Annotated in this window: 26 protein-coding genes; 21 read left to right on the forward strand and 5 right to left on the reverse strand. The window is 47.7% G+C overall.

Going from position 1 to position 26,347, the window contains the following annotated elements:
• Positions 1–14 precede the first annotated feature (14 nt).
• From ED901_RS23865 to ED901_RS23965, 21 genes are all read left to right on the forward strand, one after another.
• Positions 15–914 carry a Dyp-type peroxidase gene (locus tag ED901_RS23865; RefSeq protein WP_122097448.1) on the forward strand — a complete coding sequence of 300 codons (900 nt, stop codon included), beginning with the start codon at positions 15–17 and terminating at the stop codon, positions 912–914.
• 210 nt (positions 915–1,124) lie between these two features.
• Positions 1,125–2,147 (forward strand): thiosulfate ABC transporter substrate-binding protein CysP, encoded by a 1,023-nt coding sequence (gene cysP / locus ED901_RS23870; protein ID WP_122097449.1) that lies wholly within the window; start codon positions 1,125–1,127, stop codon positions 2,145–2,147.
• The gene (gene cysT, locus ED901_RS23875) at positions 2,147–2,977 is read left to right on the forward strand and encodes a sulfate/thiosulfate ABC transporter permease CysT (protein WP_056781124.1); all 831 of its coding nucleotides are present in this window, start codon (positions 2,147–2,149) and stop codon (positions 2,975–2,977) included. The genes cysP and cysT overlap by 1 nt, the downstream gene beginning before the upstream one ends.
• Positions 2,977–3,852 carry a sulfate/thiosulfate ABC transporter permease CysW gene (cysW, locus tag ED901_RS23880; protein WP_122097450.1) on the forward strand — a complete coding sequence of 292 codons (876 nt, stop codon included), beginning with the start codon at positions 2,977–2,979 and terminating at the stop codon, positions 3,850–3,852. Before cysT ends, cysW begins: the two co-directional genes overlap by 1 nt.
• Entirely contained in the window at positions 3,842–4,936 is a 1,095-nt protein-coding gene (gene cysA, locus ED901_RS23885; protein ID WP_122097451.1) for a sulfate/thiosulfate ABC transporter ATP-binding protein CysA, read from the forward strand. Before cysW ends, cysA begins: the two co-directional genes overlap by 11 nt.
• 685 nt (positions 4,937–5,621) lie before the next feature.
• Positions 5,622–5,978, forward strand: a complete 357-nt coding sequence (locus ED901_RS23890) for a hypothetical protein (RefSeq protein WP_162997925.1) — start codon at positions 5,622–5,624, stop codon at positions 5,976–5,978.
• A 202-nt stretch (positions 5,979–6,180) separates the two neighbouring features.
• Complete coding sequence (locus ED901_RS23895) at positions 6,181–6,978, forward strand: type IV pilus major pilin (RefSeq protein ID WP_240994006.1); 798 nt, start codon at positions 6,181–6,183, stop codon at positions 6,976–6,978.
• Positions 6,979–7,036: 58 nt separating this feature from the next.
• Positions 7,037–8,659 (forward strand): type II secretion system protein, encoded by a 1,623-nt coding sequence (locus tag ED901_RS23900; RefSeq protein WP_162997926.1) that lies wholly within the window; start codon positions 7,037–7,039, stop codon positions 8,657–8,659.
• A 63-nt stretch (positions 8,660–8,722) separates the two neighbouring features.
• Positions 8,723–9,253, forward strand: a complete 531-nt coding sequence (locus tag ED901_RS25535; protein WP_240994007.1) for a TcpQ domain-containing protein — start codon at positions 8,723–8,725, stop codon at positions 9,251–9,253.
• Position 9,254: 1 nt separating this feature from the next.
• A complete protein-coding gene (locus tag ED901_RS23910; RefSeq protein ID WP_240994008.1) occupies positions 9,255–10,748 on the forward strand; it encodes a type II and III secretion system protein in 1,494 nt (497 codons plus the stop codon).
• A 3-nt stretch (positions 10,749–10,751) separates the two neighbouring features.
• Positions 10,752–11,306, forward strand: a complete 555-nt coding sequence (locus ED901_RS23915; RefSeq protein ID WP_122097454.1) for a hypothetical protein — start codon at positions 10,752–10,754, stop codon at positions 11,304–11,306.
• A 6-nt stretch (positions 11,307–11,312) separates the two neighbouring features.
• Positions 11,313–12,137, forward strand: coding sequence for a hypothetical protein (locus ED901_RS23920; RefSeq protein ID WP_122097455.1), 825 nt, complete (start codon positions 11,313–11,315; stop codon positions 12,135–12,137).
• On the forward strand, positions 12,119–12,640 hold the full coding sequence (locus tag ED901_RS23925) for a hypothetical protein (RefSeq protein WP_122097456.1): 522 nt from the start codon (positions 12,119–12,121) through the stop codon (positions 12,638–12,640). The genes ED901_RS23920 and ED901_RS23925 overlap by 19 nt, the downstream gene beginning before the upstream one ends.
• The gene (locus ED901_RS23930) at positions 12,637–14,163 is read left to right on the forward strand and encodes an ATPase, T2SS/T4P/T4SS family (RefSeq protein ID WP_122097457.1); all 1,527 of its coding nucleotides are present in this window, start codon (positions 12,637–12,639) and stop codon (positions 14,161–14,163) included. The genes ED901_RS23925 and ED901_RS23930 overlap by 4 nt, the downstream gene beginning before the upstream one ends.
• Complete coding sequence (locus tag ED901_RS23935) at positions 14,150–15,178, forward strand: type II secretion system F family protein (protein ID WP_122097458.1); 1,029 nt, start codon at positions 14,150–14,152, stop codon at positions 15,176–15,178. Before ED901_RS23930 ends, ED901_RS23935 begins: the two co-directional genes overlap by 14 nt.
• Positions 15,179–15,200: 22 nt before the next feature.
• Entirely contained in the window at positions 15,201–16,454 is a 1,254-nt protein-coding gene (locus tag ED901_RS23940) for a hypothetical protein (protein WP_122097459.1), read from the forward strand.
• Between the two features lie 23 nt (positions 16,455–16,477).
• On the forward strand, positions 16,478–17,317 hold the full coding sequence (locus ED901_RS23945) for an A24 family peptidase (protein WP_122097460.1): 840 nt from the start codon (positions 16,478–16,480) through the stop codon (positions 17,315–17,317).
• Positions 17,317–18,072 carry a M23 family metallopeptidase gene (locus ED901_RS23950; RefSeq protein ID WP_122097461.1) on the forward strand — a complete coding sequence of 252 codons (756 nt, stop codon included), beginning with the start codon at positions 17,317–17,319 and terminating at the stop codon, positions 18,070–18,072. Before ED901_RS23945 ends, ED901_RS23950 begins: the two co-directional genes overlap by 1 nt.
• 140 nt (positions 18,073–18,212) lie before the next feature.
• Entirely contained in the window at positions 18,213–19,097 is an 885-nt protein-coding gene (cysM, locus tag ED901_RS23955) for a cysteine synthase CysM (protein WP_122097462.1), read from the forward strand.
• A gap of 100 nt (positions 19,098–19,197) precedes the next feature.
• Positions 19,198–19,881 carry a response regulator transcription factor gene (locus ED901_RS23960; RefSeq protein WP_056774073.1) on the forward strand — a complete coding sequence of 228 codons (684 nt, stop codon included), beginning with the start codon at positions 19,198–19,200 and terminating at the stop codon, positions 19,879–19,881.
• Between the two features lie 4 nt (positions 19,882–19,885).
• Positions 19,886–21,211: an ATP-binding protein gene (locus tag ED901_RS23965; protein ID WP_122097463.1), complete on the forward strand. Its 1,326-nt coding sequence runs from the start codon at positions 19,886–19,888 to the stop codon at positions 21,209–21,211.
• Between the two features lie 100 nt (positions 21,212–21,311).
• Here the strand turns inward: ED901_RS23965 and crr are convergent, their stop codons facing one another.
• From crr to cysZ, 5 genes are all read right to left on the reverse strand, one after another.
• Entirely contained in the window at positions 21,312–21,821 is a 510-nt protein-coding gene (crr, locus tag ED901_RS23970) for a PTS glucose transporter subunit IIA (RefSeq protein WP_056774079.1), read from the reverse strand.
• Positions 21,822–21,868: 47 nt separating this feature from the next.
• Positions 21,869–23,596 (reverse strand): phosphoenolpyruvate-protein phosphotransferase PtsI, encoded by a 1,728-nt coding sequence (gene ptsI / locus ED901_RS23975; RefSeq protein WP_056774083.1) that lies wholly within the window; start codon positions 23,594–23,596, stop codon positions 21,869–21,871.
• A gap of 49 nt (positions 23,597–23,645) precedes the next feature.
• Positions 23,646–23,903, reverse strand: a complete 258-nt coding sequence (gene ptsH, locus ED901_RS23980; protein ID WP_003038086.1) for a phosphocarrier protein Hpr — start codon at positions 23,901–23,903, stop codon at positions 23,646–23,648.
• Between the two features lie 400 nt (positions 23,904–24,303).
• Positions 24,304–25,269 (reverse strand): cysteine synthase A, encoded by a 966-nt coding sequence (gene cysK, locus ED901_RS23985; RefSeq protein ID WP_056774087.1) that lies wholly within the window; start codon positions 25,267–25,269, stop codon positions 24,304–24,306.
• 234 nt (positions 25,270–25,503) lie between these two features.
• Positions 25,504–26,289, reverse strand: coding sequence for a sulfate transporter CysZ (gene cysZ, locus ED901_RS23990; protein ID WP_122097464.1), 786 nt, complete (start codon positions 26,287–26,289; stop codon positions 25,504–25,506).
• Between the last annotated feature and the right edge of the window lie 58 nt (positions 26,290–26,347).

A 26,347-nucleotide genomic window follows, 5' to 3' on the forward strand; every position in this document is an offset into this window, starting at 1 on the left:
ACGAGGATAAGATCATGACTCAGGTTCAGAGCGGCATTTTGCCCGAACATTGCCGTTTCGCCATTTATATTGAAGCGAAAGCTCAGGGCGACCTGGATGCGCTCCGGCAGGGCTGCCGGACATTTGTCGCTGCACTCGAAGAGATGCAGCAGAAATTCCCCCATGAACATCTTGGCGCGGTGGTGGCTTTTGGTCACGACGTCTGGCGCGATCTGTCGGGCAATCAGGGTGCGGACGAGCTGAAAGCGTTCGTGCCACTAGGCAAAGGCCTGGCTCCGGCCACGCAGCGCGATATGCTGTTGCACATTCAGTCTTTGCGCCATGACGTGAATTTTGCCGTTGCGCAGGCTGCACTGAAAGCCTTTGGTCAATCCATCGTGGTGGAAGAAGAAACGCACGGTTTCCGTGGAATCGAAGAGCGCGATCTCAGTGGTTTTGTTGATGGCACCGAAAACCCGAAAGCAGAAGCCCGCGCCCAGGTAGCGATTATTCCTGAAGGCAGCGTCGATGCCGGTGGCAGCTACGTGATGGTCCAGCGCTGGAAACATAATCTGGTGCAGTGGGAGCGCTTCTCCGTGCAGCAGCAGGAAGAGGTGATTGGTCGCACCAAAGACACGGATGAAGAGCTGGATTCAGAAACCCGTCCGGACACCTCACACGTCAGCCGTGTTGATCTGAAAGAAGAGGGCAAGGGCCTGAAAATCTTGCGTCAGAGCCTGCCTTACGGCACCGCCAGCGGCGAGCATGGCTTGTACTTCATCAGCTATTGCGCGCGTTTGTGGAACATTGAGAAACAACTGCTGAGCATGTTTGGCGATCTGGACGGTAAACGCGACGCCATGTTGCGCTTCACCCGCCCGGTCACCGGCAGCTATTATTTCGCGCCGTCCCTGACCCGTCTTTTAGCGCTTTAAGCTTTTCCGGCGCGCTCCGCTTTGGACGCGCTGTTTCCTCCCTCCTGCAATTTCCCCCGCGTTTGTTAATGCCTTATAGCTTTTCATGCTTGAAAATCACCAAATGGTATATAAAACCGTTACAGCCTGACCCTCAGTTATAAATACACTGTGTGATATTGAGCGGCATTTATCAGCGTCGCATATCGGTTCACTCACCTAAGGCTAAGCATGAAAACTACCGGATTGACAGGCAATGTGCTGAAAGGATCTGTGGCGGCATTGTTGCTGGCCAGCGGGGCGGCATCCGCAACCGAATTGCTAAACAGCTCGTATGACGTTTCCCGTGAACTTTTTGCAGCGCTGAACCCGCCGTTCCAGCAGCAGTGGGCCGATCAAAATAATGGCGACAAACTCGAGATCAAACAGTCTCATGCCGGCTCATCAAAGCAGGCACTGGCGATTTTGCAGGGGCTGAAAGCCGATGTGGTCACTTACAACCAGGTAACCGATGTGCAGATCCTGCACGATCGCGGCAATCTGATCCCTGCCGACTGGCAAACCCGGTTGCCGAATAACAGCTCGCCGTTCTATTCCACCATGGCGTTTCTGGTGCGCAAGGGCAATCCCAAGAATATTCACAGCTGGGACGACTTAACCCGTCCGGGCGTGAGCCTGATTTTCCCGAACCCGAAAACCTCCGGCAATGGCCGTTATACCTATCTGGCGGCGTGGGGCGCGTTTAATCTTGAAGATAAAAAAGACACCGCGCAGACCCGCGCCAAAATGGCCAGCTTTCTGAAGAACGTGCAGGTCTTTGATACCGGAGGCCGTGGCGCGACCACGACTTTTGTCGAGCGCGGTTTGGGTGATGTGCTGATCAGCTTTGAATCTGAAGTGAATAATATCCGCAAACAGTACGGCGACGATCAGTACGAAGTGATTGTTCCGCCGGTGGACATTCTGGCGGAGTTCCCGGTGGCCTGGGTCGATAAAAACGTCGAGAAAAATGGCACGGAGAAAGCCGCCAAAGATTATCTGAATTATCTGTGGAGCCCGCAGGCACAGAAAATCATCACCAGTTTTAACTACCGTGTGTATGACAAAACGGCCATGGCGGCGGCGAAAGATCAGTTCCCGGACACCAAACTCTTCAACGTTGAAGATCAGTTTGGCAGCTGGAAACAGGTTATGGACACCCATTTTGGTACCGGCGGTGAGCTGGATAAACTGTTAGAGCAAGGTCACAAGTAATGTTGTTGTCGAGCAAACGCGTACTACCCGGATTTACCCTGAGCCTCGGCAGCAGTTTGCTGTTCGTGTGTCTGGTGCTGCTTCTGCCGCTGAGCGCGCTGGTGATGCAGTTGTCACAAATGACGCTGTCACAATACTGGGATGTGATCACCAACGGTCAGGTCGTGGCGGCCTACAAAGTCACGCTGCTGGCCGCGGGCGTGGCGAGTCTTTTCAACTGCGTTTTCGGCATGCTGATGGCGTGGATCCTCACCCGTTACGAGTTTCCGGGGAAAAGCCTGATCGACGGCCTGATGGATTTACCCTTTGCGTTGCCGACTGCGGTGGCAGGGCTGACGCTGGCAGGACTGTTTTCCACCACCGGTTTTTACGGTCAGTGGCTGGCGCATTTTGATATCAAAGTCTCGTACACCTGGATCGGTATTGCGGTGGCGATGGCCTTCACCAGCATCCCGTTTGTGGTGCGAACCGTGCAGCCAGTGCTGGAAGAGTTAGGCCCGGAGTATGAAGAAGCGGCCGAAACGTTGGGCGCATCGCGCTGGCAGAGTTTCCGTCGTGTGGTGTTGCCGGAAGTGATGCCTTCGCTGATGGCGGGGACCGCCTTGTCTTTCACCCGCAGCCTCGGTGAATTCGGCGCGGTCATTTTCATCGCCGGTAACATTGCGTGGAAAACGGAAGTGACGTCACTGATGATTTTCATCCGCTTGCAGGAATTTGACTATCCGGCAGCCAGCGCGATTGCGTCGGTTATCCTTGCGGCATCGCTGGTGTTGCTGTTCGCCATTAACACCTTACAGAGCCGTTATGGCCGTCGTCTGGGAGGCCAATAATGTCTGATGTTCCGGATTTTGCAGGGGCTGCCCGCCAGCCCGTCGACTGGGTGAAGTGGGCGCTTATAGGCACAGGGGTGCTGATATGTATCCTGCTGCTGGTGATCCCGATGATCAGCATTTTTGTGCTGGCGTTTTCCGACGGTATTGCGGCGGTGTGGAAGAATCTGTCGGATTCCGACATGTTGCACTCCATCTGGCTGACGGTGCTGATGGCGCTGATTACCGTGCCGGTGAACCTGATTTTCGGCACGCTGCTGGCGTGGCTGGTGGCGCGCTTTAATTTTCCAGGCCGTCAGCTGTTGCTGACGCTGATCGACATCCCGTTCGCCGTGTCTCCGGTGGTTGCCGGTCTGCTGTATTTACTGTTCTACGGCACCAACGGCCCGCTCGGTGGCTGGCTGGATGCGCACAATATTCAATTCATGTTCGCCTGGCCGGGTATGGTGATGGTCACGGTGTTCGTCACCTGTCCGTTTGTGATTCGCGAGCTGGTGCCGGTGATGCTGAGTCAGGGCAGCCACGAAGATGAAGCGGCCGTTCTGCTGGGGGCTTCCGGCTGGCAGATGTTCCGCCGCGTGACCTTGCCGAATATCCGCTGGGCATTGCTGTACGGCGTGGTGCTGACCAACGCCCGCGCGATTGGGGAATTCGGGGCAGTTTCTGTCGTTTCCGGTTCTATACGTGGCGAAACCTACACGCTGCCTTTACAAGTCGAATTACTGCATCAGGACTACAACACCGCTGGCGCGTTTACTGCCGCTGCGCTGTTAACCCTGATGGCCATCGTCACACTGTTTCTGAAAAGCGGCCTGCAATGGCGTCTGAAGCGTCACAACGACCGTCTTGAGCGGGAGGAAAGTCATGAGCATTGAAATTAACGGTATCAACAAATATTTTGGCCGCACGAAAGTGCTCAATGATATCTCGCTCGATATTGCTTCCGGAGAGATGGTCGCGCTGCTCGGGCCTTCCGGCTCAGGCAAAACCACGTTGCTGCGCATTATCGCCGGGCTGGAAAACCAGAGCGCCGGGCACATGAGCTTTCACGGTAAAGACGTAACCCGGCTGCACGCCCGCGACCGACAGGTCGGATTCGTATTCCAGCATTACGCGCTGTTCCGCCATATGACCGTGTTCGACAACATTGCGTTTGGCCTGACGGTGCTGCCACGCCGCGAGCGTCCGAACGCTGAGGCAATCAAACAGAAAGTCACCAAATTGCTGGAAATGGTGCAGTTAGGCCATCTGGCAAACCGCTATCCGGCCCAGCTTTCCGGTGGTCAGAAACAGCGTGTTGCACTGGCCCGTGCGCTGGCGGTGGAACCGCAAATTCTGCTGCTGGATGAACCTTTTGGGGCGCTGGATGCACAGGTGCGTAAAGAGCTGCGCCGCTGGCTGCGTCAGTTGCATGAAGAACTGAAATTCACCAGCGTGTTCGTGACGCACGATCAGGAAGAAGCGATGGAAGTCGCTGACCGCGTGGTGGTGATGAGCCAGGGGAATATCGAACAGGTGGGCGCACCGCAGGAAATCTGGCGCGAACCGGCGACCCGATTCGTGCTGGAATTCATGGGTGAAGTGAATAAAATCGGCGGCGAAATTCGTGGCTCACAACTGTATGTCGGCACACATCACTGGCCACTGGAGAACCCGCCACTGCATCAGGGCGCGGTGGATTTATTCCTGCGCCCCTGGGAAATGGAGATCACGCCGCAAAGTTCGGCACGTTGCCCTTTGCCGGTAAAAGTGCTGGAAGTCAGCCCGCGTGGTCATTTCTGGCAACTCATTGTTCAGGCCGAAGGCTGGCATGATGAACCGCTTGCTGTTGTGCTTTCTGAAACGCATGGCAGCCACGCCCCTCAGCGTGGCGACCGCTTCTACGTCGGCGGGCTGAATGGCCGCCTGTATGCTGGCGATCAGCCGCTGCAAGCCGTGGCACTGGCGAAATCTGCCTGAATACACATTCCCGACAGCCCACCTCAAAGCAGCATCAGGCTGCTTTGAGGTTCCCGATATCTTTTTTTGTGAACACCTTTCATACGTCTGTCTCCCCGAACAAAGCCACGTAAACGCACACCGGCGCCTTATCATTGCATTGCGAAATGAGGTGGTGACTTTTTAAAACAACAGAGAATCATTAATCTTTCATGTAAAAGGCTACTTTATAAACAGTAATTAACGAGGGAATAATAAATAGTAAATAATGATGATTCATGATTTTTTTATTTAATTCTCGAATGCCACTTTTGCAGATTGCCTTGTTTTTTTACTTAAATCTTTGAGTCGATAATTCTATTTTCCATGTCAATTCAAATATTTTAATTCCCCTGACACCCTGGCCGCATGTTTTATGTAGAACTATTTCTCTTTTTTTTCATGATGTTATAATTTTTTTGAGTAACAGGTTATTTTGTTATTAATTAAGCCCCTTTGAGAAAAGTGTTTTTAAAAACAAATCATCCAATTAATCTGGTTTTTATATGTGTGCGATCTTATAGATCATTTAAAAGAATATAAAAATATTGTTGCGGTGATAATTCTTATTGAATAGAATGCCCAGACTTGGAAATCAGCGCATTCTTATATTTTATTTTTGCATGTTTATAATGCGGACTAGGTATATTTTCTCTTAGGGATTACTATGCGAATAATATGGAAATCATCTTTTTTATTACTGCTAATGGTTGTTGTAACAGGATGCACTAACAAAGTGCTGCCGGTGCAACAACAGACTGGCCCAAGTAATAAAGCATGCTTGAAAGAATTTGAAGCCCTGGGGGATCTTGACCCAATTGGCTATGATTTATATGCAAAACAGTTTGCAGAAATTAATAAAAACTATGCAACGTACAAATCACAGGGTAACAATGTCAATAAAGATGCCAAAGAAATCCTGAGCCTGGAACTGGACGCAAAGCTACAACTCGTCTGCGCAAGAGTAAAAAACTCCGTATTTCATAGCATGCAAAAACGCTCAGTTGAGTTGAACAGCATTTAACTCAATGATGCTTTAAAGATACATAATTTATATATTTCACTGCTATCACGCCAGGTCAGAATTACTTGTTTAATTCAACGGCACTGTCGCAGTGGAACTCTGTTTGGATAGGTTTTACGTCCTGTTGAATAACATAAAGTGTCAGTGCTGATATGTGTTATGTAGTGTAGTAAGTTGTAAACCCAAGAACTCAGTATTCTCTGTGAATTTATATAAAAACATTCACTCGGTGAATCTGAGAAAAGAAATAATCTCTTATATTATGGAAAATATGATGAATAATTTTGTTACTAAATTAAAGACAAAGGCTAACCGTTACGCTGAGCTTAAAAAGCAACGCGGTATGAGCTTACTGGAAGTCATTATCGTACTGGGTATCATTGGTACAATGGCTGCCGCTGTGGTTATTCTTGCGCAGCGTGCATTCGACAGCCAGGATATTACCGACCTGGTCGATAATACAAACACCGTTCGTGTTGCGGTAAATAATACATATAAAGATGCAGGCGTATATCCAACAACAGCCACTTCACCAGTCACCCTTGTAGGTGCAGCTGGTTTAGCAAGTAAACAAGGTACTAATGCACCAATTGCGTCAACAATTGTTAACCTTGGTCAGGCATCTGAATCTGAAGTTAAAAATGGTATTTCAGGCGACTATTTCTTCATGCAAGGTGCAACATTAACATCTGCAACAGGTAGTACCGCCAAAGGATTCGTGCTGTCCATTAACGGTCTCGATCAGGGCCAATGTCGTAGTTTGATTATGCAACTCGGTAACTCCTGGGATTACGTCGAGGTGGCAACAGCCGCAGCAGGCGCTGACGCCACTATGCCTACCACATTAGATGGTGCGGTTGATATAACTTCAGCTAAAGGTGCTGCACAGGGGATATTGAAAAGCTTTGCCACCGGTGGTCAGGTTCAGATCACTGCGGATGCAGCATCCTACGCTTGTAGCAATACAAACACTAACGCCGTACTTTTAGGCAGTAAGTAATTTAGCTCTCGCCCTCTCTTTTCAAGAGAGGGCGTTTTTAATAAAAGGCTGCAATCACGTGCAAAAGAGAAATTCAGGCTTTTCACTTTTGGAAGTTATCATTGTTTTAGCACTAATCGGAATGATGTTAGTGATGCTAGCCAATTATAAGAAAAAACAGGCCGAGGAACTCAGAAATGAAGTCAATGCAAATGCCATTGTACAAGAAATGTATGGTTTCTTGAAATTTGCTAATGAAGACGAGGTGGCGTTAGATAATACCACGACACCAGAAATCAACCCTTTATATATTAAAGGGCAAGGTGCGATAGCTGCCTATGCAGATGTTTTTGATAAGCGTGTAAAAAACAGCGATTTATTAGACCAGATGCAGACGGATGATTATCTTTCCTGGAGTGGTAAAGATTCAAAGCGACAATATTTTACAAATAAAAAATGTGATGGGAGTGGTAATGATCCCACAAATGGTCAGGTAAAAAGAAATTTTGATGATGATTATATTCTCTGCAAATTACCTGATATAGCCTTGAAAGGGAAAATGCAATTCGACAGGATTGACCTTGTTGGGAGCACAACAGAACCCCTGGCCATTAACCGTGTGGATTTTGTTGTCAGATATCTTCCTGACGCAAAAGGTGAAGAGCTTCATTTCGAAAAATTAAAACCTGCATTTGATCAGGCGCTTTCACACTATAAAATTAACTATAAGCAAGCCGCGTTATTACGGCGCTCAACAGGCAGTTCAAACAAGTCATGGCAGGTGATTTTGCTTAAACAAAATAATACCACCAGTGTGATTGAATTTGGCTCGGTTGCCAGCCATACAGCAGATCTGACAAATTCAAAAAATGAAGAATATGCGATCAGATTTAGCTTTGAAATGGGCATCGGCAAAAATACTAAATCTGACGGTTCAGTCGGCGTAGATAAACAGTGCTGGAATATTAATTCACAGATGACCGGCCCCTGTATTACGGCAGAAGACGCTGACAAACTCTCTATTTACAGCGGAACTGGCAGTACGTCGCATACACCAGGGCTGTGCTGGGATTCTAAAAGCAGTAAAAGTTTACCCTGCTTGTCTGTGGCTGAAGGGCAAGGGGTCAATAAGGATGATCAGGTGATGCGTTTAACCACGGAAAAAAATAATCAAACAGTTACCGGTACACTCATGGCCAATATTATCGTCGAGAATACCGGCAACCTGGATGTCAAAGGCCAACCTGAATTACTGACTATTCCTGTCGTTGAATACCGGGCATTTGGTAACGATTTTAATGATGGCAAAAAAGATAACACTTACATCGGCAATGTGAGCACAGAATCCGGCACGATGAAGGTCAATGTTCAGAAATGTCCTGTTGCTCCCGGAGGCAGAGAAATGTATCCGCGTCTGGTGGCTGCTATTTCCTCTGTGGCTGCGGATGTTGGGGTCGACGTCAATAATCAGAGTCAAGAGAGTGATTTTGCGAATGCTGCGCAAAACCGAACACATCTTGGTGCGGTTGGCCGTTTAGCCGGGGTAGCTTTACAGGTGAATTTAAACAGTAAAGATACTGACTGGACGGTAAGTTCAACGTCTGCTGTTTACGATAACGCGACCGGATTGGGAGTTAACCTGATTAACTCGACCTCGGTTTCGGTCGTACTGACTTCATGGTGCAGCACCATACCGCAATAGAAAATGAAAAATGGTACTTAGCCATGTCCATTAATATCAGAAATAAGATATTCAGAGGGAATTATGAACAAAGGGAACTTGAAAAAGAAACAACGGAATTTCTGTTGTTTTCTGATGCTGCTGTTTGTCTCTGGCGGTGTATTTGCAGAAGGAATTTCTGATGCACAAAAACATAATCCCTTTAGTGGATCCGGAGGTAATGGTGACAACGAGGTTTATGGATCTATTTTAACGTCGTCTGAATTTGATAATAAAACGCCACAGCAGGCTCCCAAAACATTAGTGACTCCCGTACAGCCCATGGCCTCAGGGCCGTTAAATTCGGGCACACCAGCTGCCGCTTCTGCACGGGTATTGGTGCTTCATGAAAATATGCTTCTTAGTCAGGGGCTGAATGAATGGGCAAAGGATTCAGGCTATAAAATGCTCTGGAACAGTGCCAAAGATTATATTATCTACAGTACGATTTCGTTTACTGGTAAAACTCAGGATGAAGTGCTGGGTGAATTAGGTAAGCTTTTCGCTTCCGAAAATTATGGTTTGGTAATCAAATTTTATCAAAAAAATAATGTGCTACTGATTGATGAACAATAATATGCAAAATAATCTCATGAAGAAAAAATTCATCTGTTTAACCTTGCTGCTTTCAATTCAGGGCTGTACAACCATTGATGAAAAATACGATGCATCGAAATTAACCGACACGAAAGACGGTAAAATTACCACTACGGATGATGTGAAGACCCGCCCTTACCAAAAATTTGATACAGCTTTTCTCGGAAAAGAAATCAACTACAACCCTAAAACTCAGGAATTACTGGCAAAGCATGTCAGTATTCAGTCGTACGAACAGATGGACCTCGACACCCTGATGAATGCGGTTGCTGAGCAAACCGGGATCAGTTTTCGTCTGAATTATTCGGTACCTGGCACAGGTACAGCCAAAACGGATGAGACAAATGATCCAAAAAAAGATAGCCGTAGCGTCAATTTTTCCGGCAACTTTGAAGAGTTCATGCGTTATATCTCAGCCCTTTACGACGTAAATACTGTTCTTGATGATAATAATGTTCTTAAATTGGATTTGTATGGTTCCTATATTATTAAGATGGATTTCTATGGTGAAGATACCAAAACTGAATCCAGTTTGGATATTGCAGGTAATTCATCGACTTCAGGTGGCGGATTAAAAGGTAAATCGGAGAGGAAATTTGAGTCATCGTATTGGGATGATATTGAAGACATGGCTGATAAATACGTCTCCAGCGGTGTTTATACGATTTTTAAAGACGCTTCAATATTAACGTTTTCCGGGCGGCCTTCTGAATATAACACGCTTAACGAGGTGTTGAAAAAATATCAGGTAGATAACAATAAACAATTTGTTGTGACGTATAAGATTTATACCTTAGACAAAACAAAAATGAAGCAGTTGAGTGCCGGCGCCACCATGCAGTATAAAGAGGGCGGGACGACATTCAATATTGACAGCAATAAGATCCTGACGAATATGGATGGCGGCATGTCGTTTGGCCGTAACTTCTATGCTGGCTCTGATCATACCCTGAATGTCAGCGCGCAGATGAATGCGCTCTATGAAATTACTGGTAATAAAGTTATTCAGAGCGGGTCATTTGTCACGCGCAATGGTATTCCGATCCCGTTGAATATGACCCAAACTCAGCATTATGTCTCCGGCAGAACGCTGACCACTAACGATCTGACGTCGACTGAAGATACCTCCATTGAGACCTCAGAGATCATCACCGGGACGAGTTTCATTATTACGCCACGTGTTCAAAATGATGGCCGCATCGAAGTCACCAGTGGTTTTACCAAACGCTATTTAAATGGAATCGATACGTTTGATTTAGTTCAGCTGCCTAATACGACAACAACAGAGATGTTCAACACCACGATGGTTTCTGCAGGCACGATGCTGATGGTCGGGAAATACGAGGCCCAGGAATCGAATGATGGCCATAGCTACGTGATGTTGGGGGCGGATGCCACTAATTCTGAAAACTCGGTCACCGTGGTGACGGTCGTCGGCATTGATTACTACCGGGCTCCGACGTCGGCTAAGTGAGATATGATGATAAAGCATCTGCATGATAATAATCTTTTAACCGGTCTCATCTGGGAACCGGTTGACACTGTTAAAAGCAGTAAAAGTTATCAACAGTGGTTGAGTAAACTTCGCAAAACGCAGAGTCAGTTAGTTTATACCACGAATAATGGCGGTCTTCTTAAAGGTTATTCAGATAAGAAGTTCTCAGATTTTGAACCTTTTGCTATTTATGTAAAGAATGAATTCGGTGATGGGGTTTATTATATCCGCGGGCCACTGGCGGATGATGAAATCTACTTTCTTATTATTACCGATGACCGGATCCTGAGTGGCAGTGACCGGGTGGTAAAAACGGGGTTCTTCGACACCCTAATTCAACAGATGAAAGAAAGTGAATATTCACATCTGAAAGTGAACGAACTGAGTCAGCAGTGGATTGACGTTGTTGCGGAAAAATGTCGTCAGAAAAAAATTAATACGCAAAAGAAAAAACGGCTCTTCGCTCTCGGTGTCGGTCTTGCGGGTTCATTATTGCTCATTACAGTTATATTTATACTTAACATGTTGCTGGAATAAGGTTTTATGAAAAGCGGACTGTATTTTTGGAAGAACAGTAGAAAACCCAGCAAAACCATGGGTATTGTCATCGCGCTCATCATTCTTGTTTTAGCAGGGGGCGCTGCCGGTTGGTATTACCTGATTTATACGCCTCATAAACAGCATGAGGAAGAACTCAAAAGAACAGAACAGGCTATTCAGGCTAAGATATCACAAGTTTCAAGTTTTTATGATAAGAACCTCGCTGGCGGAAGTATTGAACGCCTGGGTTTATTGCTGTCTGAAATGTATAAAAGCAGATTGAAATTAAGCCTGTCTGGATATGATGAAAAATCTGCAACCTGTACTACGTCTGGCTGTACATTCAACTATGACATTCAGAAGGGCCATGTTTTTAGTCTGCAAAATAAAGAAATCTGGGGAAGCGTTTTCTCAGGCAGCTTTTCAGAAAAAGAAGTCAGCTTTTCAGACATACCATCTAAGTTAGATAGTAATGTTTTGCTTAAAAAATATAAAGCTAATGAAGATGTCAACGTAACAGAATGTGAGAGAATGCTTAATTATATTTACTCTTTGAATTCTTCTGGAATGATATTGGGAATGTTTGAAGTTACAACTCCGCCAGCATCAAGCGTCATTGAAATTGAAAAAGAACTGGGTGTCAGGGGGAAATATTATGCTTTACTTTTTGGTTCATGGAAGATGGAAACGAAAGAAAATAGTATTCCTCATTTAATTAGCATCTTTGAAGGTCTGGCTTTTCGTGATGATTTTATCATCAAAAGTATCGACATTAAATCAGGCGTTGTCAGCATCTCAGGAGGTTTCGTATGCAAAACTGGAAGTTAACTTTTTCTTTACTGCTGGTGTTAAACCCAGTTTCATTTCAAATTTATGCCGCTGAATCTTCGGTGAATCCGGCAGAACCTGCGAATACGGCTGAAAGTATCCCAACGCCTGTACAGGAACATATTATTCAGATGATGCAGAATGATATTACCTTCGATGCACAAAAGAGGGAATTATCGAATGAGCTTGAGCTCGAAAAAATACGCAGCGAAATAAATAAGTTGAAAGAGGATAATGAACCTATATCCGTTGAGCCTGTGCGTGCTCCGGAGGTCACTGAGCCCGTTCAGCCCGATGTTCAACCTGTTGAAACTGTGGAAGCTGTGGCATTGCCAAAAGTCGTGCTGGTTTCTGAAATTGCCGGCGTGTCACGGGTGGCTGTGTCCTCTGGTGATGGCGTTAAAATGGTCAGGCTGAACGAGAAATTTACCCAGGAAGGGCATCAGTTTATCGTTTCCAATTCTGGACGAGGGATGCCAACTGTGAGGGAAATCACTAAGTGAGTTTAGGTGTTATTTATTTGGATAATGACGCTATTCTCAATGGTGAATGGCGTTTTACTGAGTATGAAGAAGATCTCATTACTGCTGAGAGTCAGGGTGGGGAATATTTACTCACGCGTTCAACTTTACTTGAAAAACTCGCCACACTTGATAGTGATCTTTATCAGCTTAAAACGTTCTATGAGTGTGATGTGTGCGGTGTCGCTATCATCAGTGAGGACGATTATTTTATTGTCCTTGAGCAAACGTCGGTTAACCGTAGAAAGCTGACACTTATTGATAACAGTGATATTCAAAACTCACTGGAGAAGTTGTTACTGAACGCTGTTAATTTAGGCGCAAGCGACCTGCATATTACCCGTAACGATAATATTGCTCAGGTAGAGTTCAGAATAAATGGTGTACTGAGCGTCTTCACCCAGATGAAATCTGACAGGTGCGATGAGCTGGTCTTCGTTTTATATAATGTGGAGGCCAGTACCAAAGATACCACCTGGAACCGGGCTATACCGCAAAGCGCAAACATTCTGTATACACTGGCGAATAAAAACTACCGTTTCCGCTATGCTCATTTCCCCATTTTCGGTGAAACGGCGGGTTGTTACCATGCGGTATTACGTATTATCCCTTCGGGTATACAAAAAGGTGCCATCGCCAGCTTAGATAAATTAGGTGTTAATAAAGAGGAGTTGACTGACCTCAAAAAAATTCTGAGCAATCCTTATGGTGCTTATATTATCGCAGGGACGACCGGTTCAGGTAAGTCAACCACGCTGAAGAATTTAATGGAGTGGCTGCAAATTAACCGGTATGACGACCGTGGTTGTTTTCTTACCGTCGAGGATCCGGTTGAGTATCAGATTTATGGCGCCAAGCAAAGCTCAGTGCTGAATGCTGAAGGCGGCGGTTTTCATCTGGCGATAAAATCCGCATTACGTCGTGACCCGGATGTATTGATGGTCGGGGAAATACGCGACACCATTTCCGCTAACGCACTTGCCGGTGCAGTAGAAAGCGGACACTACTGTTTTACCACTGTACATGCGGGGAATATTGTTTCCTTATTGCAACGTTTGTCCGCGTTAGGGATTACCAGCGATAAGCTCTCGACGCCAGGTTTTGTTGCAGGCTTGCAGTGTCAGAAACTGGTTCCGGTAATCTGTGAGCACTGTAAAGTCAGCCGCGAGATGATTCTTCTTGATCGCCATTTTAATGTTTTTTCGCGCAGTAATGATGGATGTATACGATGTAATCATACCGGTATTTCCGGGCGTCAGCTGGTTCTTGAATATATGCGCCCAGGCTATGAAGAACTTGAAGCCATTGCGAAGCAGGAGTGGTTAAGAGTTTATACAATCTGGCGTGAAAAGCGTAAAAGAAAAGCTTCGCTTTCAGAAGGTTTCGAAATCAAAGAAAAAGTCATGGCGAAAGTGCTTGCAGGTAAAGTCTGCGCTTCCTGGTTTGAAATGGAGTTCGGTGAGCTTGAAAGTGAAAGCCTGGAGGTGATCCTTGAGAAAATTTAGTAAAAAGCATCGTCTTTATTTATACCAGTTCTGCTCTGATATGATTAACGCGGACTTGCCCCTTTATGAGTCACTGTTAAAACTTCAGGTGGAAAGCCAATTATTACTCGGGAAATCATTTGGTATCAAACTCCAGTTTTTAATTTCGAAAATGAAGGGCGGTATTTCGATTGCTTCGGTGTTTCAGGATCTTGTACCGCGCGATGAACTGAGTATTATTCATGCCTCCGAGCGCAGTGGCGGGTTAGCTGACGGATTTATGACGTTGGTGAATATTATTGAGTACAATGATTTGTTAATGAAAAAACTGATATCAGCCGTGACCTTTCCCATCATTATGATGGTATTGGCGCTGGGTGTTATTACCGGTTATGCGCTCAAGGTGTTTCCTGCTTTTGCCGAGGTCGTGCCCATTGATCACTGGCCGGTGATAACACAGCGATTATTTAATTTTGGCACGGCGTTATTTCACGGGTTATGGATTTTTATTATTTTGGGTTTTGTTAGTGCATTTTTTTTGATGCGTTTCATGATGGCGAATTTTACCGGTGACTTGAGAAACAGATACCTCGATAAAATCATGCCCTTTTCAACATTTAAGCAAATATCGGCATCTGTTTTTCTGAATAACCTTGCCAGAATGTTGAAAAATAACATTCCGATTAATGACAGCCTGAACATACTGGCACTTAATGCTAACCGCTGGTTAAAGTCCCATGTGGATGCCATGCTATTGAAAATGACCTCGGGGGAAAACTACGGTGACTCATTAAACACCGGCCTGTTCGGTGCAGAAGAACTACTCAATATTACACTGTATTCGAGTTTACCTTCTTTTAATGATGTATTGACTGCGGTGTCTGACAAGTCAAGGGTCAAAATTCAGGAGTATATTGTCAAGGTTTCCGGGCTGTTAAAAGCGCTTTCAACATTGATTCTGGGTGGCTGTGTTATTTGGGTGTTTCTGTCATTGTATGCGCTGACAGACGCAATTTCTAAAATGTCGCAATATTAATAATCTTATAAGGATATATATTATGAAAAGCAACAAATGTCTTAGTAAGAAAAAAACGATGGCAGTTGTTATTTCTGCGCTGATAAGTATGGGGGCTTCAGGTATAGCCCATGCGGTAAGAAATACTCCAGCAGTTGACAATAAGGGCGGGAGTTTTACATATATTGAACCGACTACTGGCGAATATGCCGAGACATGTCCAAGTCCTTACGAACCTCTGACGATAACTTTAACAAATAATACTGAATCAGTATTATTAAACAATACGGCAGCTGAGTCTATTTGGGCTAATATTTATTACGTACCTATAGATAAGCGAAAATACAAAGGGAACTTTACTGGTTATGCAGCTCATCGCAATAACAAAGCATTTTCTCGTGAAGACAAAGGGGTAATCACTCCGACCGGTCGCTTTTTTGATGCTAAGGAGTACTGGAATGACAAATCCTTGACTACTGAAACTTCTGGTCCTATTACAGGGGTTATATATGATAAATATCACGCTACAGACTATGACCGTGTATTTATACCGTTGCGTAGTTGGACTCTTTTATCAGGTGGTTTTTTAGCGCCGGGTGTTACCCCTATAGAGGATGTTCAATCCTCAAATCCTACTGCTTTCATCGATTCTGCAGTTGCATTGTACAGAGATCCATCACTGAATAATATTACATTAGGTGATTTCTGGTATAATAATAAATATATAAAAGATACTATACGAGTGGCGACAATTTCGAATATTCATAATCAGAAAGTCGCTGCAAACTTCTCTCAAAAAGCATTTGATACTGTTACTTTACCTATGCGAAGTTTTCGAAATATTCGCATTGAAGTCATGGCTGGAATAAATCCCGGAGTACCTGAAAAAAACGCTAAACATGGTACTAAACTTGCAACAGGGGAAGTTATTGCAGTCTGGGAAGCTGAGTCCGTTTCTCCAACTGATGGCACTAAGATGAGGGTTACCGAGTCCTTTGTAAAAACTGAGCGCCGTTCAATTACAAAAGGTACTGGCACTGGTAACCCTGTGGAGCTATCGTGGAGTAATAAGGCAAGCGCAGGGGCGGTGGTTAATTTAATTACTATTGATTCTATTAATCTTGTGATGAAAGGTACCTGGCAAAGTAAGCTTGCTGCCGGAGATGATGAAAAACATGCCTACTATACAGGAAGTAAGCTAACGATATCGCCTTTATATGGCAACGGCTCGACTGATACTGATGCACCTATTAGTATGCAAGATGTTGTGTCGGGTACAGAAATAGTTTGTAATTGATATATATTAAGTAAGGTTTTTTTATGGCTGAATTTATTTTGTTTTCAAGTTACCCGATATTTGCCTTGATCGTGGGGTTAGTGATTGGGAGTTTCCTTAATGTGGTGATTTATCGGCTGCCGCTGATGGTTCTTGCACACTATGAGGAAGAGAACACCACCGGCGCATTTAACCTCTGGTGGCCTCCTTCACATTGCCCGGAATGTGATAAGCCAATATTGAAACGCGATAACATTCCTGTATTCAGCTGGTTGTGGCTCAAAGGGAAATGCCGGTTCTGCGGAACCGGTATTTCCGTCCAGTATCCGATATCGGAAGCGATTGTGGGTATCTGGTTTACATTAATGGCATTGCACCTGGTTCCGCGTATCAGCGTGAATGAGTTCGTCTTTTGTATGGGCTTTTTTTGTATTTTATATACGCTGGCGATGATAGATCTCAAAAGTATGCTTCTGCCCGACTCACTGGTCTTTATGTTGTTATGGGGCGGAGTGTTGGCTTCCGTGCTTGATATCATCCCGGTGAAACCGCAGCAGTCTGTGCTGGGCGTTATTACCGCCTGGGCGGTGATGTACGGTGTGATGACGTTATATAAGAAATTCCGCGGTCATGATGGTTTGGGCAACGGCGATGTAAAACTCTATGCGGCGGTATCCGCCTGGTTAGGATTAGATTTATTGCCGGAATTAATTTTAATTTCTTCTGTCGTTGGCGGATTTTTCTATCTGGCGGCATGGGGATATTACGAGAAAATCCTGCATGTTTCTGACAGCCCGTTTACCCAGGAGAATAAGTATATTCCCTTCGGCCCGGCGATTGCTCTGGCGGGGTTGATTCTTTTCCATATCTGCATTGTCCCCTGATGACATTGTTGAAAGGTTGCCTGTGGGGCGTTTTGATTTGTTCGCAGTGGGCGGTGGCGGGCCCGAAGGGGCATAAGCTTAAACCGGCTTCAGCCCCGCATGTCAGCCGACAAATCTCACTCGCCCCTCCTTTACTCATCCCTATGCAGGTGACTTCCGGGTTCGGGCGGCGTTTCCACCCGGTCACGGCGCGCTATGCTGAGCATCACGGCACGGATTTTCAGGCTCCGATGTTCAGCAAAGTGGCGTCCGTTCAGGATGGAATCGTGACACAGGTTGCTGGCGATCCGATTTCCGGGCGATATCTGGTGATTACCCATAAAAACGGCTGGGTCAGTAAGTATCTGCATCTGAGCAGCATTAAGGTGCATGCCCGGCAAAAAGTGTCGAAGGGCGATATTATTGCGCTTTCCGGCGCATCGGGGCGGACGACCGGCCCGCATCTGCATTTCGAATTAAGCTATAACGGAAAGCTTATCAACCCGGCAACGCTGTTATTCTCAGCAAAATCGGGTTCACCAGGCTTTACCGTCGCCCCGGAGAATGAAACCCAGCCAGCCGCTCCCGCCAAAATTCAGCCTCCGCCACTGCCGAGAATTGTGCTGGTTTCAGGAAAAGCAGGCAGGATGAAAATTGGCGTTAAGAAAGGCAATAAACTGATCTTCGCTCAACCCGGTGACAAAGTTTTTAATAACTTCAGAATAGTCAGCCGCGGCAAGCGTTATGCGCTGGAAAAAATTCTCAACGCCAGTTAAGACGTCATTTCAAAATCGCTGATCTGGCTGTACAACTGTTTGCCAATCATTCTCCCTGCTGTTAATTTCCTTCTATTACAGATTTTAAAGAGTGGTTTATAACCGCTCTTTTTTCATATCCGCAAGATAAGGCAAGCACAGTGAGCACGCTCGAACACTATATCGGTAATACCCCTCTGGTCAGATTACAGCGGCTGACTGCCGGGCTGGATAGCGAGATTTGGGTCAAACTGGAAGGCAATAATCCTGCCGGCTCAGTCAAAGACCGCGCGGCACTGTTTATGATTGAGCAGGCAGAAAAGCGTGGTGAAATCCGCCCCGGCGATACGCTCATTGAAGCCACCAGCGGCAACACCGGTATTGCACTGGCGATGATTTCCGCACTCAAAGGCTACAAACTGAAATTGCTGATGCCGGAAAACATGAGTCTTGAACGTCAGGCCTCTATGCGCGCTTACGGCGCTGAGTTGCTGCTGGTCAGCCGGGCGCAGGGCATGGAAGGCGCACGGGACCTCGCCCTGGAGATGGAGAAGCAGGGGCAGGGGAAAGTGCTGGATCAGTTCAATAATCCCGACAATCCCCTCGCGCACTTCACCACCACCGGCCCTGAAATCTGGCAGCAGACTCACGGGCGTGTGACGCATTTTGTTTCCAGCATGGGCACCACCGGCACCATCACCGGCGTCAGTCGCTATCTGCGCAGCCAGAGTGCCGCCGTCACGATTGTCGGGCTGCAACCTTCCGAGGGCAGCAGCATTCCGGGTATCCGCCGCTGGCCCGCTGAGTATATGCCGGGCATTTTCAAAGCTGATCTGGTGGATGACGTGATGGATATGGGCCAGACAGAGGCAGAAGAGACTATGCGGGCTCTGGCGCGTGAAGAAGGGCTTTTCTGCGGCGTCAGCTCCGGCGGTGCCGTGGCAGGCGCGTTGCGTGTGGCAAAAAGCCAGCCGGGCAGCGTGGTCGTTGCCATCATCTGCGATCGTGGCGACCGGTATTTATCTACTGGCGTTTTTGATGTCTGATTCTATATTCAGCTGATGAATGTAAAATTAGAGTAAAAGCGGCTGCGAATTGCAGGCTTAGTGGTAAAAATGACCAAAATTTTAGTCAGGCGGAAAAATAATGAAAATTTTGTTAGTCGATGACGATCTTGAACTGGGCACCATGCTCAGTGAATACCTGATTGCCGAAGGCTTTGATGCCTCTCTGGTTCTGACCGGTAAAGCGGGTGTGGAAGGTGCAATGTCTGGCGAATACACCGCGATGATCCTCGACATCATGTTACCGGACATGAGCGGTATCGATGTGCTGCGTCAGGTGCGCAAGAACAGCCGTCTGCCGATCATCATGCTGACCGCCAAGGGCGATAACATTGATCGCGTGATCGGCCTGGAAATGGGCGCTGATGATTACATGCCAAAACCGTGCTATCCGCGCGAACTGGTGGCCCGTCTGCGTGCGGTGCTGCGTCGTGTGGAAGAACAGCAGGAATCGCACTCAGATTCCTCTTCGGTCAACTACGGCGATCTGACGCTCAACCCTGCCACCCGCAGCAGTGAATGGCGCGGCGTGTCTTTCGACCTGACGGCCTCTGAGTTCAATCTTCTCGAACTGCTGTTACGTTCCCCGGAACGTGTGGTGTCAAAAGATGAATTGTCGGAAAAAGGTCTGGGGCGCCCGCGTGAAGCTTATGATCGCAGCATCGACGTGCACATCAGCAATATCCGTCAGAAACTCGGTTCACTGGACGGTGGCGACATTTTGACTATTGAGACGGTGCGCAGCATTGGTTACCGGATCCGATAAACGTATGCGCGGAAGGCTGTTCTGGAAAATCCTTTTAGGATTTTGGTTTACCTTCGTTGCCATCACCCAGGGCCTTTGGGTGGTTTTCGCCTTTTATAACCCGCATGAGCCGCCGGAAAGTGGTATCGCCCGGCGCTTTGTCAAACTGCAAATCAATTCGGCTGTCTCCACGCTGCACACCGGCGGAATGCCTGCACTGAATAATATGATGGCGAACTGGCCGGAGAGCGATCGCCAGTTGTTTTCGGTGACACCTTCGCTGCTGCCTGCACAGGGCGACACCGTGGAGGATTTAGAGCCGGGGAAAATCCCTCACGAAGTGGTGGAATTCGTTCAGGGGCCGAACGGGCAGGGCTATCGCCTGCGTTATGATGTGCAGGGGTTGATGCACGAATACCGGCCGCAGCGCCACCGGGATTTACTGAATATGCCCCCGCCGCTGTTGTGGCTCGGCGGTCTGGGCGGGTTGCTGTTCAGCGCCGTGCTGGCCTGGAACCTGACGCGGCCCATGCTGCAAATGCGTAAAGCCTTTGGTCGGGTGGCGCAGGGCGATCTCTCGGTGCGTCTGTTCTCCAGTATGGGAAAACGCCACGATGAGCTTTCCGAAGTGGCGCGTGATTTTGATGCCATGGCTGAACGTTTGCAGGTGCTGGTCAAAGCGCGTGAAGAACTGCTGCATGATGTGTCGCACGAGCTGCGTTCTCCGCTGGCGCGTTTGCAACTGGCGATCGGGCTGGCGCGGCAAAATCCTTCCAACGTAGAAACATCGCTGAGCCGTATCGAACACGAAGCAGGGCGCCTGGATAAGATGATCGGCGAACTGCTGGCGTTATCGCGTACAGAAAGCAGTGAAATCCCTGATGAAGAGTATTTCGACCTGTACGGGCTGGTAGAGGCCGTGGTCAATGATGCGCGTTATGAAGCGCAGCTGCCGGGCGTGGAGATCGTCATGTCGCCTGAGACGCCGGACTGCGCGGATTACACGGTCAAAGGAAATGCGGAGCTGATGCGTCGCGCGGTCGATAATGTGGTGCGTAACGCGCTTCGTTTTTCGGCGCGGGGGCAAACCATCACGGTTTCTCTGGCGCATCTCGAAGAGTATTTGCAGATTGAAGTGGCCGATCAGGGGCCGGGCGTGGAAGAAGATAAGCTGTCGAGTATTTTTGATCCGTTCGTGCGCGTGAAGTCGCCGCTTTCAGGCAAAGGCTACGGGCTGGGGCTGGCGATCACCCGCAAGGTGATGGTTGCCCACGAAGGGAAGGTTGATGCGCGTAATGCGCACCCTCACGGGCTGGTGATCAGCCTGCAGGTGCCGCACTGGAAGATCTGAAACGGCGGTTTGCGGGCGGGAACGTCCCGCTACATTGCACAATTGCAGACATAAAAAAACGGCGCCTGAGCGCCGTTTTTCTTTCTTATCGCTAAGCGACTTACTTCTTGATGCGGATAATTGGGGTTTCGCCCACTGTCACGCTACCAGTCAGTTTAATCAGCTCTTTGATCTCGTCCATGTTAGAGATAACAACCGGAGTCAGGGTAGACTTCGCTTTCTCTTCCAGAAGAGCCAGATCAAACTCGATAATCAAATCACCTTTCTTCACACGTTGGCCTTCTTCAGCGATGCGTTTGAAGCCTTCGCCTTTCAGTTCCACCGTATCGATACCGAAGTGAACAAACAGTTCGATGCCACTGTCGGATTCGATTGAAAAAGCATGGTTAGTTTCAAAGATTTTACCGATAGTGCCGTCAACCGGAGCAACCATTTTGTTGCCAGTTGGTTTGATAGCAATACCGTCGCCGACGATTTTCTCAGCGAAAACAACGTCTGGCACATCTTCAATGTTGACAATTTCACCAGAAATTGGCGCTACGATTTCAATAGTGCCAACGTCTTTTTTATCATCAGAAACCAATGATTTCAGTTTATCGAACAAACCCATGATCTTCTCCTAAGCATTAATTTGGGCAGCTTTACAGCATCGCGCAATTAGCAGAGTGTTTTTTCTTCAATGAACTTGTTGACCAGGTTCATCAACTCTTGCGCCGTAGGTTGAGCCAGAGCCTCATCTGCCAGCGCTTTCACATCTTCGAAGTTTGTATTGCGAATAATTTTCTTGATGCGTGGGATAGAGATAGCACTCATGCTGAACTCATCTAACCCCATGCCCAATAGAAGAAGTGTAGCACGTTCGTCACCGGCTAGCTCGCCGCACATCCCTGTCCATTTACCGGCAGCATGAGATGCGTCAATAACTTGCTTGATTAAGCCAAGTACAGACGGAGACATTGGGTTGTAAAGATGAGAGATCAGCTCGTTACCGCGATCCACAGCCAAAGTATACTGGGTGAGGTCGTTTGTACCAATACTGAAGAAATCGACTTCTTTTGCCAGATGGTGAGCAATCACGGCCGCGGCCGGAGTTTCAACCATCACGCCAACTTCGATAGTTTCATCGAACGCCTGGCCTTTCTCGCGCAGCTGGACTTTCAGCATTTCGAGTTCTGCTTTCAGTTCACGCACTTCTTCAACAGAAATGATCATCGGGAACATGATGCGCAGTTTACCGAACGCAGAAGCACGCAGAATACCTTTCAGCTGGTCGTGAAGAATTTCTTTACGGTCCAGACAGATACGGATTGCACGCCAGCCCAGGAACGGGTTTTCTTCTTTTGGCAGGTTCATGTACGGCAGGTCTTTATCACCGCCGATGTCCATGGTACGTACGATAACAGCTTGTGAACCCATCGCTTCAGCAACGGCTTTATAGGCCTGGAATTGCTCTTCTTCGGTAGGCAGGCTGTCACGGTCCATGAACAGGAATTCGGTACGATACAGGCCGACACCTTCAGCGCCATTGCGCTCTGCACCGGCGACGTCGCGCACGGTACCGATGTTGGCACAGACTTCAACCTGATGACCGTCCAGCGTAATCGCAGGCAGATCTTTCAGCTTGGTCAGTTCGTCTTTTTCAGAGATGTACTGGTTCTGAACCGCTTTCAGCTGGTCAATAATATCCGCCGTCGGGTTGACGTAGATTTTATTGTTCACGGCATCAAGGATCAGATAGTCATCGTTTTTGACTTGTTTGGTCACGTCGCTGGTACCTACGATAGCAGGCAGTTCCAGTGAGCGGGCCATGATAGAGGTGTGAGAAGTACGGCCACCTAAATCAGTAATAAAGCCGAGCACCTTGTTCAGGTTCAGCTGTGCTGTTTCTGACGGCGTCAGATCGGTCGCAACCAGAATCACTTCGTCCTGGATGGAGCTCAGATCGACAATCGCCATGTCCAGAATGTTGCGCAGAAGACGTTTACCGATGTCACGCACGTCAGCCGCACGTTCTTTCAGGTATTCATCATCAAGCTCTTCCAGGGCTTTCGCCTGGCCTTCAATCACCGAGTAAGCCGCTGCGTCAGCAGAAGCGTGCTCGTCTTTGATGAGGGCTATGATTTCCTGCTCAAGCTCTTCGTCTTCCAACAACATGATGTGGCCTTCGAAGATGGCTTCTTTCTCTTCACCGAAGGTCTCACCGGCTTTGGTCTTGATCACTTCCAGCTGGGCAGATGCTTTCGCACGGCCAGTAAGGAAACGTTCAACTTCCTGATCAACGTGATCGGGAGAGATTTTTTTCCGGTTGATGACAATTTCATCTTCTTTCAACAGAAGTGCTTTGCCGAAAGCGATACCGGGAGATACTAAAATGCCTGAAATCATAACCCTACCTTTCTCTTGACTGGTTTAAACTATATAAGAGCGGCTGTTGTTACTCGAGCTCTGCCATCAGTTTTACCAAGTGTTCAACGGCTTTCTGCTCGTCTTCACCTTCAGCTGAGAGGGTCACAACGGTACCTTGGGTCAGGCCCAAAGTTTGCAGTTTAAACAGACTTTTAGCACTGGCGCTTTTACCGTTTGAAGTCACGGTGATGTCAGAAGTGAAACCTTTCGCTTCTTTCACGAATTGTGCCGCCGGGCGAGTGTGCAGACCATTAGGTGCAGTGATAGTAACTTCTTGCTGGAACATTGTTGTTTCCCCAACTTATTAAAGTAATGTTGTGGAGCTAAAGTTTAGCGTACTGGCTTCACTTTGGCCTGAGAGATTCGCGCCTGACTATGGTTCAGGGGCAGGTTCTGATGCAACAGAAAAGAGAAAATAGCGCACTCTGCGATAAAACTCTTTGCCCTAGATCTAGGCTTTCCTGTTATCACCCCATTATGCCGTCTTTTTCCCCCTTGTAACAAATCGGTAAATCGATTCAGCGGGAGGCGGGGTGGAAGCGATTAATTTCGCGCACCGAAATAATTGTCCGGTTAAATACTAAACCTGGCGGGTAAAATCAATGGCAGAGTGGTGTAAAGTTTGACGCAGCCCACAAAAAAGCACCCGTTAAGGTGCTTTTTTAATCGATTTCAAGGATGTGGCATTATTGTTGCAATTCTTTTTCAGTGAACAAATCTGCAAATAATGCGGTACTCAGATAGCGCTCACCGGAAGACGGTAAAATCACCACGATGGTTTTGTCGGCAAAGTCGGCTTCTTCAGATAATTTCACTGCGGCGGCGACGGCTGCACCGGAAGAAATACCGGCCAGAATCCCTTCTTCTTCCATCAGGCGGCGTGCCATCTGAATGGATTCATCATTTGTGATCAGCGTCACACGGTCCAGCAGTTCTAAATCCAGATTTCCCGGAATAAAACCGGCACCAATGCCCTGAATTTTGTGCGGGCCTGGTTTCACTTCTTCGCCGTTAAGCGTCTGGGTGATAACAGGGGAATCGGTTGGCTCCACGGCCACCAGCGTCACGCTGCTTTTTTTGCTTTTCAGATAACGGCCCGTCCCGGTGATGGTACCGCCGGTGCCGACGCCAGCAATCAGTACATCCACGTCGCCGTCGGTGTCTTCCCAGATTTCAGGACCGGTGGTTTGTTCGTGAATGGCCGGGTTCGCCGGGTTGCTGAACTGCTGAAGGATCAGATAACGCTGCGGATCGCTGGCCTGAATTTCTTCCGCTTTGGCGATCGCCCCTTTCATACCTTTTGCGCCTTCGGTCAGCACCAGATTGGCACCGAGGGCTTTGAGCAACTTGCGGCGCTCCACGCTCATGGTTTCAGGCATGGTCAGCGTCAGTTTGTAGCCGCGCGCGGCGGCCACGTACGCGAGAGCGATACCCGTGTTACCGCTGGTAGGTTCAACCAGTTCGATATCTTTGGTCAGAATCCCGCGTTTTTCGGCGTCCCAAATCATGTTGGCACCGATACGGCACTTCACACTGAAGCTCGGGTTACGCGACTCGACCTTAGCCAGGATACGTCCATTACCGATTCGGTTCAGGCGAACCAGTGGCGTATGGCCGATTGTTAATGAATTGTCTTCATAGATCTTGCTCATAACCCGTCCTTTAACTGTATGAAATATCCACGGTGTGAAGCTTTCAACACTCTGAAATTAGTGGGAATCAGAAAAGCATACGCGAACGGCTTTTCGAGTGAAGTAAGCTTTTGGTATTTGGTATATCGATAGGTTATTAAGAAATAAGTTTGACGCGCAAAAGTCAAGTGAAGCGAACAGCCGCGCAGGGCGGCTGTTGAAATAAAAGGCTGTTAAAACAAGTGCTGACGCGGCTCAGCCACGTGTCGGATTGATGTCGCGGTTATTTCGGACATACAGATCCCGGTAACGATCGCACCACATCGCCGTCGCACCGCACACGGCAACCGGCAGGATCACCAGATTCAGCACCGGTATCATGGTAAACAGGCTGACCAGCGCGCCAAACTGCATGTTGTCGATCTTGTTTTTACCGAGCGACCGCCGCATATCGGCAAAACTGACTTTATGATTATCAAAAGGATAGTCACAGTATTGGATCACCACCATCCAGGCGCTGAACAGGAACCAAAGCACCGGTGCCGCGGTCTGACCTATCACCGGAATGAAATACAGTGCGAAAAGCAGCAAAGCACGCGGCAGGTAATACGCCAGCTTCTGCCATTCGCGTTTCATGATGCGTGGCAGATCTTTCATGATGTCCCAGATGCCGGTATCCGGTGGGGCTTTACCGGTCAGGCGGGCTTCAAGTTGTTCGGAAAGCAGGCCGCTGAAGGGCGCGGCAATCAGGTTGGCCAGGGTGCTGAAGAAATAGCTGAACACCAGTACCACGGAAATCACCGCCACCGGCCAGATCAGATAATCCAGCCAGCTGAGCCAGCCGGGAATGCGGCTCATCATCGCGGGGATCCATTCTCCCAGTTTGCTGAACAGCCACCAGAAGGCTCCGCCCATCAAAATCACGTTGACGGCGAGGGGCAAAATCACAAAACGTCGGATCCCTGGTAAGGAAATGAGCGTCCAGCCCTGTTTGAAATAATGCACGCCATTGTGTTGTCCGGCGCCTGGTGATGAAGTCATGGATGAAATTTTCTCTCTGAGTTGAATGACATGGACTATCATATCGGTATGATTTTCC

Origin of the sequence: Rahnella sp. Larv3_ips, from assembly GCF_003697865.1 — a bacterium.
GTDB lineage: Bacteria > Pseudomonadota > Gammaproteobacteria > Enterobacterales > Enterobacteriaceae > Rahnella > Rahnella rivi.